A 12651-nucleotide genomic window follows, 5' to 3' on the forward strand; every position below is an offset into this window, starting at 1 on the left:
ATATACAGTTAATCAAACTCGTCCAACCCAGCGTTTTAATCCATGGCCGAAGCCATCATTCCCGTCCTCGCCATCAAAGGCCGTGGTACCGCCACACGCCTGGCGCATCGCTTTGAGAAAGACGTACGCGCGGATTGGGACGACGGCTGGGGCACGCTGCAGGCCGACGCGGCAGCCGGCCGTCCCCGCCTGGAGACCGAAGTCAGCTTTGAAGATGCCCGAAGTGCCATCGTGCGCAACGATTCGCCAGACATCTTTTTTGACTACAGCCTGAACCCCTACCGCGGCTGCGAACATGGCTGCATCTACTGTTATGCACGCCCCACGCACAGCTACCTCAACCTCTCGCCCGGACTGGATTTCGAGACAAAGATCATTGCCAAGCGCAACATCGCTGACGTGCTGCGCGCCGACTTGGGCAAACGCAGCTACATCCCCAAACTGCTCAACATCGGATCGGGCACAGACTGCTACCAGCCCGCTGAACGTGAGTTGCGCCTGACACGTTCCGTGATCGAGGTGCTGCAGCAGGTGCGGCATCCGTTTTCGCTGGTGACCAAGTCCAGCGGCGTGGAGCGCGACCTGGACCTGATCGCCCCCATGGCGGCCGACCGGCTGGCTGCGGTGTACGTGACCATCACCACGCTGGACCCTGAACTCGCGCGCGCGCTGGAGCCGCGTGCAGCGGCGCCGCACCGGCGGCTGCGCACCATCCGGGCGCTGGCTGACGCGGGGGTGCCTGTGGGTGTCAGCGTGGCGCCGCAGATTCCGTTTGTGAACGACGACATGGAAAAGGTGCTGGAGGCGGCTTGGCAAGCCGGGGCGCGTTCAGCGTTTTACACCGTGATCCGTCTGCCCTGGGAGGTGGCGCCGCTGTTCAAACAGTGGCTCTCATTGCATTACCCACAGCGCGCGGAGCGCATCATGGCGCGCATTCACGAGATGCACGGCGGCCAGGACTACAACAGCGACTTCGCCGCGCGCATGAAAGGCAGCGGGCTTTGGGCCGACCTGATCAAGCAGCGCTTTGAAAAGACCTGTCACCGCCTCGGCTTCAATCGCCAGCGGGTGGAACTGGATCTGAGCCAGTTCAACCCGCATGCGGTCGCGGCACAACGCAGCCTATTCCTGTAGCCCCACCCGCAAGCCTGGCCCCCTGCGAGGCTGCTACCTGATCATGCCCGGCAGCCATAACGAGAGTGCCGGAACGTAGGTCACCAGCAGCAAGGCAAGACACATGGCTCCGTAAAAAGGCCACAGTTCCCTGGACACTTCTTCAATGCTGCAGCGTCCAATCGCACATCCCACAAAAAGCGTGGGGCCCACGGGCGGCGTGATCAGCCCGATGCCCGAGTTGACCAGCAAAATCATGCCGAAGTGCACCGGGTCTATGCCAAATTTCTGAACCACCGGCAACAGGATGGGTGTGCAGATGAGAATCATCGGCGCCATGTCCATAAAGGTGCCCAGCAGGATCAGCAGAATGTTCAGCATGAACAGCAACTGGTATTTGTTGCTGGCCACGCTGACAAAAAAAGCGGTCGCCTTGGCCGGCACCTGCATCAAGGCCATCATGTAACCAAAAACCGCCGAAAACGCAATCAGCATCATGACCATGGCCACCATCTTGGTCACGCGGTGCAGCAAGCGGGGCAGCTCTTTCCACTGGTAGTCGCGGTAAATGAACATGGTGACCAGAAATGCGTAGATGCAGGCCACCGCTGCCGATTCCGTGGGTGTGAAGACCCCCGACAGAATGCCGCCCAGAATGATCACCACCGTCACCAGGCCCCATAACGCCTCGATGACGATTTTTCCGGCCTGTCTGAGTGTGACCGGCTCCCCCCGGGGATAGCCGCGGCGGTAAGAAAGAAACAGGCACAGACCGATAACGCAGGCGCCAAACAACAGCCCCGGAAAAAAACCGGCTAGAAACAGCTGCGCGATGGAAATGCTCCCGCCAGCCGCCAGTGAGTACAGCACGGCATTGTGGGACGGCGGAATCAGCACCGCCTGGACGGACCCGCAGATGGTGACATTGGTCGCGAACACCCTGGGGTAGCCCTGCTTGACCATTTGCGGTATCAGGACAGAACCGATCGATGCGGTATCGGCCACAGATGATCCCGACACGCCGCTGAAAAACGTCGAGGAAATCACGTTGACCAGGGCCAGGCCACCCCGGATGGCACCGACAAAAATGCGCGCCAGATTGACCAGCCGCACCGCCATGCCACCTTCGGCCATGATGGCACCGGCAAGAACAAAAAACGGAATCGCCAGCAGCGAAAAGCTGTTGACCCCGTTGGATATCTGGATCATCACCGCTTCCAGCGGCACGTCGATCCACAGAGCGCCCACAATGGCCGCCAGCCCCAGCGTGTAGGCCACCGGCATGCCAACCATGCACAGCACCACAAAAGTACCCAACAACAGCAGGACCTCGATCATGGCGGCTACTCCGCCAGGGGCTGATCGCGAAACATCATCGACGTGGCCGGTGGTTCCCCGATCCAGAGTTTTTCGATGATGAACAGCAGGGTGAAAAATCCGCCGAGTGGAATGGGCATGTAGGTGACACCGACAGACAGCGAGGGAAACTCACCTATGGTTTGCCCCATGGTCACCCGCACCAGCTCGATGCCGCAGACGATCATGAACAAAGCCGTGGCGACCATACACAGTCTGGCGGCCACCAGCAGGCCCTGGCGCACGGCAGCCGGCACGGCACTGGTCAACATCTCCACAGAGATATGAACATTGGCCCGAAAGGCTGCCGCGCCGCCCACAAAGGTGAACATGACCATCATCAACACCGAAAAGGGTTCGGGCCAGCTGGCCGCCGCGTTCATCACGTAACGCATGAAAACGCCGTAGGGGACGGCCAGCGTGATCAGCACCAGCGCGCTGGCAGACACCACCATGCAGGCCAGATAAAGCCAATCCATGGCCCGCGTGTACCGTGCTTTAAAAGTCATGATTGATCCGGGAAACGCTGCCCGTGCGGACAGGTGAAAATGAAAATTCCGCAACGCACGCAGATGATGCGTTGCCGGAATTCAGTTTGAGAGCAGGCGCGCCAGGTACGCGCTATTTGGTGTCTTCGATGCGTTTGAGCAGGGCTGCGTACTTGGCACCGTATTTGTCGCGGATGGGCTGGGTTGCCTTGTAGAACGCGGTCTTGTCTGCTTTCACGAACTGCACGCCCTTGGCTTTGAGCTCACCTTCGGCGGTGGCCGTTTTTTCGTCCCACAGCTTGCGCTCTTCGAACTGGGTCTCGCGTGACAGTTTTTTCAGCAGTGCCTTGTCGTCAGCGGACAGCCCGTCCCATGTGCGTTTGGAGAAGATGAATATCTCCGGAATGATGAGGTGGCCGGTTTCGCTGTACACCTTGCTGACCAGGTAGTGGTTTTGGGCCAGCAGCGTGGGCGGGTTGTTCTCGGCGCCATCCACCACACCGGTTTCCAGTGCGCTGTAGAGCTCGTTGAAACCCATGGCAATACCGTTGCCGCCCATCGCGTTCATGGTCTCCACAAAAATGGGATTCCCCATCATGCGGATTTTCTGGCCCTTCAGGTCAGCGGGCACCGTCACCGGTTTTTTGCCATAAACGTTGCGTACGCCGGCATCCATCCAGCCCAGCGCCACGATGCGTGAGGCCGGGTTGCTGTTGATTTTTTCCAGCAGTTCATCGCCAATCGGGCCATCAATGACCTTGCGCATGTGGTTCTCGTCGCGAAAGATGAAGGGCAGGTTGAAGACGTTCAGCTCGTCCACCACCGGCCCCATGGCGCCAACGGATATCCGCGCGATCTGCAGCGCGCCTACCTGCGCCTGCTCGATCATCTCCTTCTCACCGCCGAGTTGCATGGAAGGGTACATCTGGATCGAAATGCGGCCGCTGGTGGCGGCTTCCAGCTTCTTGCCCATCCGCACGATGGCCTCAACCGTGGGGTAGCCCAGCGGGTGAACGTCTGAAGCTTTCCAGACGGTTTTGGTTTGTGCCAGTGCGCCGGATGGCAGGCCCAGGGCGAGGGCCAGCAGTGCCGTTGCACCCGGCAGTAGGAAATGGCGTCGAAATAACATGTTTGTCTCCTGATGGTTTTTGAAGCGCACGCAATCATAGAATATTTATTCTATTTGTTCAACTTATCGCATTTTTATTCTATTCCATGGAAATTTCAGCGAGGCGCAGTTTCCCCGCAAGCGCTGGATGGGGTACCTTGCTTTTCAGGGATGGGATGCGCCGACGACCGGACGGGGCCTGGCTGTGGCTTGCACTTGTGAGCTGACGACGGTGCCAGGTCACACCGCGATCGTGTTACTCCGACAACTGCCGCGCGTGGTGGTTCAGGTGGTCGGCCATGAAGGTGGCGATGAAGTAGTAGCCATGGTCATACCCTGCATGACCGCGCAGCTGTAACGCCTGGCCCGCCTTTTGACAGGCTGCCTCAAACAGATGGGGGTGCAACTGCAGCTCGAGAAATTTATCGGCCAGCCCCTGGTCGATCAGGATGCCGCCGGGGTAGGGCGCAGCGCTCAGGCTGGCCATCAATACGCTGGCATCATGGCGTGCCCACCTTGTGGTGTCAGGCCCAAGATAGCCGGTAAACGCCTTGCGCCCCCATGGGCACTGGCTGGGTGCACATATGGGCGCAAGTGCAGAGACTGACTTGAACAGGCCGGGGTGTCTGAGGGCCAGGGTAAGGGCGCCGTGGCCGCCCATCGAATGGCCAAAAATCCCGATGCGCCCCGGCTTGAGCGGCACTATGGCATCCAGCAGCGGCAGCAACTCGTCGATGATGTAGCTTTCCATGCGGTAGTGCTGCGACCACGGCATCTGCGTGGCATCGAGATAAAAACCGGCGCCAAGGCCAAAGTCCCAGCTATCGGCCTCGCCGGCCACGTTGGCGCCACGCGGGCTGGTGTCGGGGGCGATCAGCGCCAGGCCCAGCGAGGCGGCCAGCCGCTGCGCGCCTGCCTTGGTCATGAAGGTTTCCTCATTGCAGGTCAGCCCGGCCAGGTAGATCAGCGCGGGCACTTGACCACCTGCGTTGTCGATGACGGTCTGAGGCGGCAGAAAGACCGAAAACTTCATTGGCAGACCCACGATGGCTGAGTCATGCTGGTAAAAAAGCTGCACGCCGCCGAAGCAGGCATGTTGGCTGAGGAGTTGAGGTGTCCCGATCATGTGGCAAAGCCATGCTGTACCAGTTCAAGCACCGCATCGGCAAACACTTTGGGTACTTCCTGCGGCAGGTTATGGCCCACGCCGGGGACAACCCGATGCGAACGGGGGCCTGTGAACTTGCGCGCGTGTTGCTCGGCCGGGGCCGGCGGACGAACGCCGTCATCGGCGCCGTCGAAGGTGATGCTGGGGACGCTGATCGGCGGCTGCGCCGACAGCCGCCGCTCGATGTCTGCCAGTGCCGGGTCGCCTGCGACCAGGCCAAACCGATGACGGTAGGAGTGGATCACAAGCTCAACAAAGTCCGGGTGGTCCAATGCGGCAGCGCTGCGCTCGAAAGTGGCAGCATCGAAATTCCAGGTGGGCGACCATAACTTCCAGAGCAGACCGCATACGCGGCGCCGGTCGGCCGCCAGTCCGGCGCGACCGCGCTCACTGTGAAAGTAGTACTGGTACCAAAGACTGCGTTCATTCTCCGGTGAGTCCGGCACCATGGCCGTCGCTATGTTCTGGATGTTGTAACTGTTCAGTGAAACCAGCCCGGCGCATCGTTCGGGCCAGAGAGCGGCCACCACACAGGCTGCACGACCGCCCCAGTCGTAGCCGGCCAGCACCCCGCGCGGAACCGCCAATGCGTCCATCAGGGCCAGCAGGTCAGCGCCCAAGGCCGCCTGCTCGCCCGATCGCGGCGTGGCGTCACTGAGGAAACGTGTCGCGCCATACCCGCGCAGGAAGGGCACATACACGCGGCATCCCCGGGCGGCCAGCAAAGGCGCCACCTCAGCGTAGGCATGGATGTCGTACGGAAAACCGTGCATGAGGAACACTGGCGGGCCGTCCACCGGCCCCACCTCGTAGACGGCCACGTCAAGTACGCCGGCCTTGACCTGGCGCAGGGGGTGAAGGCTGGTCATGGTCGGTGGCGTCCTGTCAGTACAGCACCACGCCGCGAATCGACTCGCCGCGTTTCATCAGATCGAAACCTTTGTTGATGTCTTCCAGCGGCATGGTGTGGGTGATCAGGTCGTCGATGTTGATCTTGCCTTCCATGTACCAGTCGACTATTTTCGGCACGTCGGTGCGGCCGCGCGCGCCACCAAAGGCCGAACCTTCCCACTTGCGGCCGGTGACAAGCTGGAACGGCCGGGTGCTGATCTCTGCGCCGGCTTCGGCTACGCCGATGATGATGCTGCGGCCCCAACCCTTGTGTGTGCACTCCAGCGCCTGGCGCATGACCTGCGTGTTGCCGATGCATTCGAAGCTGTAGTCGGCGCCGCCGTCGGTCAGTTGCACGATGGCATCGACCACGTTGTCGGTTTCTTTCGGGTTGATGAAATGGGTCATGCCGAATTTTCGCGCCATCTCCTGGCGCGCCGGGTTGATGTCCACGCCGATGATCTTGTCGGCGCCGACCATCTTCGCGCCCTGGATCACATTCAGGCCGATGCCGCCCAGACCGAAGACGACCACGTTGGCCCCGGCTTCGACCTTGGCGGTGAACAGCACCGCGCCAATGCCGGTGGTCACGCCGCAGCCGATGTAGCAGACCTTGTCGAAGGGCGCATCCTTGCGGATTTTGGCCAGCGAGATCTCGGGCGCCACCGTGTAGTTGCTGAAGGTGGAGGTGCCCATGTAGTGGAAGATCGGCTTGCCGTCCAGGCTGAAGCGGCTGGTGGCATCGGGCATCAGGCCTTTGCCTTGCGTGCCGCGTATCAGCTGGCACAAATTGGTCTTGCGCGACAGGCAGAACTTGCACTGGCGGCACTCCGGTGTGTACAGCGGAATGACGTGGTCGCCTTTTTTGAGCGTGGTCACGCCGGGGCCCACATCGACCACGATGCCCGCGCCCTCATGGCCCAGGATAGCCGGGAAGATGCCTTCCGGGTCGGCGCCAGACAAGGTGTAGTAGTCGGTGTGGCAAATACCGGTGGCCTTGATCTCGACCAGTACCTCGCCGAACCTGGGGCCCTGTAAGTCGACGGTTTCGATGCTCAGGGGTTCGCCAGATTTCCAGGCGACGGCGGCTTTGGTTTTCATGTGGGTGCGTGGTGATGATTCGTGAACCGATTGTTCACGCAAGCTACTTTAGCGCGGATTGATCGTCGGAGCGCCGTGCAAATGCAGTTTGCGGACCAGCATCAGGCTGAGCGCAGTGGCAAGCACACCCAACAGCGCGTTGCCCCCATAGTTTTGCACCAGACCTTGCGCGTCACGGCTGATGATCAACCCGCCGACAAAAGCCGCAGCGCCCATGGCTGCGGACTGCACCGAGGAGTTGAGGGCCATGAAGGTGCCGCGCAACTGCGGATTTGCCGCGCTGGCCACCAGCGCCATGCCTGGCACCATGCGCCCATTCATGCCGATAAAAAGAGCCGTGGTAACCAGCAGGATGCCCCAGACGCCAAAACCGGCGGACTGGCTCAGGACCAGCATGGGAACGGCCGCAGCCATGGCCATGTAGCTGAACACCCTGACCTTGCCCACCGAGTCGCTCAACCGGCCTATGTAACGCGCGGTGACCAGGGTGGCCGCGCCGCCGCACAGATACAGGTAGGGCACCTGCTGGACCGTGAACCCCCCGTTGACTGTGATGAAAATCGTGATGTAGGGAATCACGGTAAAGCCCGAAAACATCAGCAATGCGCTGAATAAAAAGGCTTTCAGATGGTTGTTGTCCCGCAGCACCTGCACTATGCCGCCCAGCGGGGACCTGCGTTTTTGCTGCAGATGGCCCGTCAGCGGCGGCAGGGTCACCCATGCGCCCAGTGCCAGCACGGCAGACACGCCGGCGATGGCAAAAAACGGTGCGTGCCAGCCAAAATGGGCCGCCAGAAAAAGACTCAGCGGAACCCCCGCCACCGACGCCAGCGAAAACGACGACATCACGATCCCCATGGCCCGGCCGCGCCGCTCAAAGGGAATCACATCTGCAATGATGGTTTGCGACAGCGCCGACATCACACCGCCAAACGTCCCGGCCGCAATACGGGCCAGCATCAGGCTGTCATAGTTGGGTGCCAGGCCGCAGGCCAGTGTTGCCAGCGCAAAAAGCAGATACAGCACCAGCAGCAGGTTCTTGCGGCCAAAACGATCCACGTACAGGGATGCCAGCAGCCCCGACGCACCGGCGGCGAAGGTGTAGGCCGACACCAGCAGGCCGAAGCTGGCGTCACTGATGTTGAAGAGCTGGGTGAATTGCGGCCCCAGCGGCATCATGACCATGAAGTCCACGATGTGGGTGAACTGGATGCCGGCCAGTGTGACAAGCAGCCACAACTCGCGTTTGGGGGAAAGGGAAGTGGACATCAAAAAATCGGGGAAAGGCGGCCCCCGACTTTATCGGAGCACGGCCTCGGGCATCTGCTGGCTGGTGACACTCAAGGATGGCGAGCGCGAAGGTCGTCTTCGCAATAACCTTGCATCAAATAGGTCTCCAGCCCTTATACGGCGAGCGCAAGCAGCTACAAAATAGATAGCAGGTCGCTTCGCTTCAGGGGCTGAAGAAATTCTTCAGCTTGTCGGTCCAGCTCTCTTCGGTCGGCGAGTGTTTGGCGCCGCCTTTTTTCAGCGCCTCGTCGAGCTCCTTGAACAGCTTGCGCTGGTGCTCGGTCAGCTTGACCGGTGTCTCTACCGTGATGTGGCAGTACAGGTCACCCGGGTAGCTGGAGCGTACGCCCTTGATGCCTTTGCCGCGCAGCCGGAATTGCTTGCCGGTCTGCGTGCCGTCCGGAATGTCGATAGCCGCCTTGCCTGCCAGCGTCGGCACCTCGATCTCGCCGCCCAGCGCGGCCGTTGCCATGCCAATCGGCACGACGCAGTGCAGGTCGTCGCCATCGCGCTCGAAGATGTCATGTTTCTTCAAGCGTATCTCGATGTAGAGATCGCCTGGCGGGCCGCCGTTGGTACCTGGCTCGCCGTTGCCGGTCGAGCGGATGCGCATTCCATCATCGATACCCGCTGGAATTTTTACTTCCAGGGTTTTGTTGTTTTTGAGTTTGCCAACACCGTGGCAGCTCATGCAGGGCTCGGGGATCAGCTTGCCGGTGCCCTTGCACTGCGGGCAGGTCTGCTGCACGCTGAAGAAGCCCTGGCGCATCTGCACGACGCCGTGGCCATGACAGGTGGTGCAGGTGACCACCTTGGTGCCGGGTTTTGCGCCGCTGCCTTTGCAGGTGTTGCAATCGTCCCAGCTCGGGATGCGGATCTGTGCGTCCTTGCCGGTGGCTGCTTCTTCCAGCGTGACTTCCATCGCATAACTGAGGTCACCGCCGCGGTACACCTGGCGGCCACCGCGCTGGCCGCCGCGCGCCTGCTGGGCGCCAAACACATCGCCAAAAATATCACCAAAAGCTTCTGCAAAGCCGCCAAAACCTTCTGCGCCCGGGCCGCCGCCGCGATTGGGGTCCACGCCCGCGTGACCGTACTGGTCGTAGGCAGCGCGCTTCTGCGCGTCGGAAAGCATCTCGTAGGCTTCCTTGGCTTCCTTGAATTTTTCTTCGGCCGCCTTGCCGCCATCGCCCTGGTTGCGATCCGGGTGATGCTTCATGGCAAGCTTGCGATAGGCTTTCTTGATGTCTTCATCACTGGCGTTTTTCGGAACACCGAGTGTGTCGTAGTAGTCTTTTTTAATGGCCATGGAATTGCGTGTTCAGTGGGAAAATTCCTGCGCCCCGGACGCAGCAAAGCGGAATGCGGAAGAAACCTCCCGATCCCGCTTCATTGCCCTGAGGCGATGTGTCAAGGAAGGCTCAACCCTTTTTGACTTCCTTGACTTCAGCGTCCACCACATTGTCGTCGGCTGCCGGTTTGGCTGCTGCTTCCTCGGCACCGGCGCCGCCGCCCGCTTGCGCGGCCTGGGTGGCTTGCATGTCGGCATACATTTTTTCTCCGAGCTTCTGGCTGGCATCCATCAGCGCCGCGTTTTTGGCGTCGATGGCATCCTTGCTTTCGCCCTTGAGCGCTTCTTCCATGTCCTTGATCGCGGCTTCGATTTTTTCTTTCTCGCCCGGCTCCAGCTTGTCGCCGTATTCGGTCAGGGATTTCCTCACGCTGTGCACCATGGCTTCGGCGTTGTTCTTGGCCTGCACAAACTCGACCCGCACCTTGTCGTCGGCAGCGTGCAGCTCGGCATCTTTGACCATCTGCTGAATTTCTGCTTCCGACAGGCCGGAGTTGGCCTTGATGGTGATCTTGTTTTCCTTGCCGGTGCCCTTGTCCTTGGCGCCCACATGCAAAATGCCGTTGGCGTCGATGTCAAACGACACTTCAATTTGCGGCGTGCCGCGCGCCGACGGTGGAATGCCTTCCAGGTTGAACTCGCCCAGCGCCTTGTTGCCGGCAGCCAGCTCGCGCTCACCCTGGTACACCTTGATGGTCACAGCCGGCTGGTTGTCTTCGGCGGTCGAGAAGGTCTGTGCAAACTTGGTCGGAATGGTCGTGTTCTTCTTGATCATCTTGGTCATCACGCCGCCCATGGTTTCGATACCCAGGGACAGCGGGGTGACGTCAAGCAGCAGCACGTCGGTACGGTCGCCGGACAGCACCTGGCCCTGGATCGCGGCGCCCACGGCCACGGCCTCGTCGGGGTTCACGTCCTTGCGCGGCTCCTTGCCGAAGAACTCCTTGACCTTTTCCTGCACCTTGGGCATGCGGGTCTGACCACCGACCAGAATCACGTCGTGGATGTCGGACACACTCAGGCCAGCGTCCTTCATGGCCGTGCGGCAAGGCGCAATCGTGCGTTCGATCAACTCGTCCACCAGGCTTTCGAGCTTGGCGCGTGTGAGCTTGACCAGCAAATGTTTGGGGCCGGACGCCGGATCGTGTGCGATGTAGGGAATGTTGACTTCGGTCTGCGCGCTGTTGGACAGCTCGATCTTGGCCTTTTCGGCAGAGTCTTTCAGGCGCTGCAGGGCCACCACATCCTTGGACAGGTCGATGCCGCTTTCTTTCTTGAACTCGGCCACGATGTAGTCAATGACCCGCTGGTCAAAGTCTTCGCCGCCCAGAAAGGTGTCGCCGTTGGTGGAGAGCACCTCGAATTGTTTTTCGCCGTCGACATCGGCAATCTCGATGATGGAGATGTCGAAGGTGCCGCCGCCCAGGTCATACACCGCAATCTTGCGGTCGCCCTTTTCCTGCTTGTCCAGGCCAAAGGCCAGGGCCGCAGCCGTCGGCTCGTTGATGATGCGCTTGACGTCCAGGCCGGCAATGCGGCCAGCGTCTTTGGTGGCCTGGCGCTGGGCGTCGTTGAAGTAGGCGGGTACCGTGATGACGGCTTCAGTCACTGGCTCGCCGAGGTAATCTTCGGCGGTCTTTTTCATCTTGCGCAAAATGTCGGCGCTGACTTGCTGGGCCGACAGTTTTTTGCCGCGCACTTCCACCCAGGCGTCGCCGTTGTCGGCAGCCACGATGGCGTAAGGCATGAGCGCGATGTCTTTCTGCACTTCTTTTTCGCTGAACTTGCGCCCGATCAGGCGTTTGACGGCGTACAGCGTGTTTTTCGGGTTGGTCACTGCCTGGCGCTTGGCCGAGGTGCCGACCAGCACTTCACCGTCTTCCTGGTAGGCGACGATGGACGGTGTGGTTCGAGCGCCTTCAGAGTTTTCAATCACCCGCGGTGTGTTGCCTTCCATGACAGACACGCAGCTGTTGGTGGTTCCCAGATCGATGCCGATGATTCTTCCCATGATGACTCCTGCTTATTGATGCGAAAAAAATTTGTGAAGTGGGCTGATGAATCAACCCGCTTGTGAATGACTATGTTGATGACTTGTGGATAACTTTTCGGACTTCAAGTACCCGAGCGCGTTTTTTTGCGCTATTTCGCTGCAGCGACGGTGACCAGCGCGGGGCGTAGCACACGGTCGGCAATCAGATAGCCTTTTTGCAGCACGCCGACCACTGTATTGGCCTCCTGCTCGGCCGGCACCATGCTGATGGCCTGGTGCTGATGCGGATCAAACCGGGTGCCAGTAGCGGGGTTGATCTCGAGCACGCGGTTGCGCTCAAGTGCACTTTTGAGCTGCTTGAGGGTGGCTTCGGCGCCTTCGCGCATCTGCTCGGGGGTGGCGTCCTTGATCGCCAGGCCGCTTTCCAGGCTGTCAGTCACAGGCAGCAGGCTTTCGGCGAAATTTTCGACGGCAAATTTGCGTGCCTTGGAAATTTCTTCATCCGCGCGCCTGCGGGCGTTTTCAGCCTCAGCTTTGGCGCGCAAATAGCTGTCTGCCAGCTCGGTGTTTTTGGCTTGCAGAGTGGCCAGTTCGGCCTGGGCTGCAGACAGGGCATCGGCCTCGTTGGCGGCCTGGGCGGCTTCCAGCTCTTCAGGGCTGGGAGCGCCTGTCAGTTCTTGATTCGGATCAGATGGAATGGTGTCGGACATGGTCGATAGCGGTTGTTCAGAAAGACAAGGCAAGGATTTGGGGGCTGCAAAGCCCTTTTCAAGGCAAGGGATTACAAAAGAG

At 60.4% G+C, this 12651-nt stretch carries 11 protein-coding genes; 1 reads left to right on the plus strand and 10 read right to left on the minus strand.

What is annotated here, in order from left to right; all coding sequences use genetic code 11:
- The first annotated feature begins 42 nt into the window (after nucleotides 1-42).
- Nucleotides 43-1134 carry a PA0069 family radical SAM protein gene (locus Q8L50_RS06690; RefSeq protein ID WP_305347883.1) on the plus strand — a complete coding sequence of 364 codons (1092 nt, stop codon included), beginning with the start codon at nucleotides 43-45 and terminating at the stop codon, nucleotides 1132-1134.
- 33 nt (nucleotides 1135-1167) lie between these two features.
- Here Q8L50_RS06690 and Q8L50_RS06695 read toward each other — a convergent pair whose 3' ends face one another.
- The 10 genes from Q8L50_RS06695 to grpE form a co-directional block, all read right to left on the minus strand.
- Nucleotides 1168-2451, minus strand: coding sequence for a TRAP transporter large permease (locus Q8L50_RS06695; RefSeq protein ID WP_305347884.1), 1284 nt, complete (start codon nucleotides 2449-2451; stop codon nucleotides 1168-1170).
- 5 nt (nucleotides 2452-2456) lie between these two features.
- Nucleotides 2457-2978, minus strand: coding sequence for a TRAP transporter small permease (locus tag Q8L50_RS06700; RefSeq protein ID WP_305347885.1), 522 nt, complete (start codon nucleotides 2976-2978; stop codon nucleotides 2457-2459).
- 112 nt (nucleotides 2979-3090) lie between these two features.
- Entirely contained in the window at nucleotides 3091-4086 is a 996-nt protein-coding gene (locus Q8L50_RS06705; RefSeq protein WP_305347886.1) for a TRAP transporter substrate-binding protein, read from the minus strand.
- A gap of 235 nt (nucleotides 4087-4321) precedes the next feature.
- On the minus strand, nucleotides 4322-5191 hold the full coding sequence (fghA, locus tag Q8L50_RS06710; protein WP_305347887.1) for an S-formylglutathione hydrolase: 870 nt from the start codon (nucleotides 5189-5191) through the stop codon (nucleotides 4322-4324).
- Nucleotides 5188-6102, minus strand: a complete 915-nt coding sequence (locus Q8L50_RS06715) for an alpha/beta fold hydrolase (protein ID WP_305347888.1) — start codon at nucleotides 6100-6102, stop codon at nucleotides 5188-5190. Before Q8L50_RS06715 ends, fghA begins: the two co-directional genes overlap by 4 nt.
- Nucleotides 6103-6118: 16 nt before the next feature.
- A complete protein-coding gene (locus tag Q8L50_RS06720; RefSeq protein WP_305347889.1) occupies nucleotides 6119-7225 on the minus strand; it encodes an S-(hydroxymethyl)glutathione dehydrogenase/class III alcohol dehydrogenase in 1107 nt (368 codons plus the stop codon).
- A gap of 48 nt (nucleotides 7226-7273) precedes the next feature.
- Nucleotides 7274-8494: an MFS transporter gene (locus Q8L50_RS06725; RefSeq protein ID WP_305347890.1), complete on the minus strand. Its 1221-nt coding sequence runs from the start codon at nucleotides 8492-8494 to the stop codon at nucleotides 7274-7276.
- Nucleotides 8495-8678: 184 nt separating this feature from the next.
- On the minus strand, nucleotides 8679-9824 hold the full coding sequence (gene dnaJ / locus Q8L50_RS06730; protein WP_305347891.1) for a molecular chaperone DnaJ: 1146 nt from the start codon (nucleotides 9822-9824) through the stop codon (nucleotides 8679-8681).
- Between the two features lie 112 nt (nucleotides 9825-9936).
- On the minus strand, nucleotides 9937-11877 hold the full coding sequence (gene dnaK, locus Q8L50_RS06735) for a molecular chaperone DnaK (protein WP_305347892.1): 1941 nt from the start codon (nucleotides 11875-11877) through the stop codon (nucleotides 9937-9939).
- A gap of 131 nt (nucleotides 11878-12008) precedes the next feature.
- Nucleotides 12009-12569 carry a nucleotide exchange factor GrpE gene (grpE, locus tag Q8L50_RS06740; RefSeq protein WP_305347893.1) on the minus strand — a complete coding sequence of 187 codons (561 nt, stop codon included), beginning with the start codon at nucleotides 12567-12569 and terminating at the stop codon, nucleotides 12009-12011.
- Nucleotides 12570-12651 lie beyond the last annotated feature (82 nt).

Source organism: Polaromonas sp., from assembly GCF_030680935.1.
GTDB lineage: Bacteria > Pseudomonadota > Gammaproteobacteria > Burkholderiales > Burkholderiaceae_C > Polaromonas.

Coding starts and splice junctions, on each gene's coding strand:
- Q8L50_RS06690 (WP_305347883.1), top strand. CDS start 43: ATGGCCGAAGCCATCATTCCCGTCCTCGCCATCAAAGGCCGTGGTACC.
- Q8L50_RS06695 (WP_305347884.1), bottom strand. CDS start 2,451: ATGATCGAGGTCCTGCTGTTGTTGGGTACTTTTGTGGTGCTGTGCATG.
- Q8L50_RS06700 (WP_305347885.1), bottom strand. CDS start 2,978: ATGACTTTTAAAGCACGGTACACGCGGGCCATGGATTGGCTTTATCTG.
- Q8L50_RS06705 (WP_305347886.1), bottom strand. CDS start 4,086: ATGTTATTTCGACGCCATTTCCTACTGCCGGGTGCAACGGCACTGCTG.
- fghA (WP_305347887.1), bottom strand. CDS start 5,191: ATGATCGGGACACCTCAACTCCTCAGCCAACATGCCTGCTTCGGCGGC.
- Q8L50_RS06715 (WP_305347888.1), bottom strand. CDS start 6,102: ATGACCAGCCTTCACCCCCTGCGCCAGGTCAAGGCCGGCGTACTTGAC.
- Q8L50_RS06720 (WP_305347889.1), bottom strand. CDS start 7,225: ATGAAAACCAAAGCCGCCGTCGCCTGGAAATCTGGCGAACCCCTGAGC.
- Q8L50_RS06725 (WP_305347890.1), bottom strand. CDS start 8,494: ATGTCCACTTCCCTTTCCCCCAAACGCGAGTTGTGGCTGCTTGTCACA.
- dnaJ (WP_305347891.1), bottom strand. CDS start 9,824: ATGGCCATTAAAAAAGACTACTACGACACACTCGGTGTTCCGAAAAAC.
- dnaK (WP_305347892.1), bottom strand. CDS start 11,877: ATGGGAAGAATCATCGGCATCGATCTGGGAACCACCAACAGCTGCGTG.
- grpE (WP_305347893.1), bottom strand. CDS start 12,569: ATGTCCGACACCATTCCATCTGATCCGAATCAAGAACTGACAGGCGCT.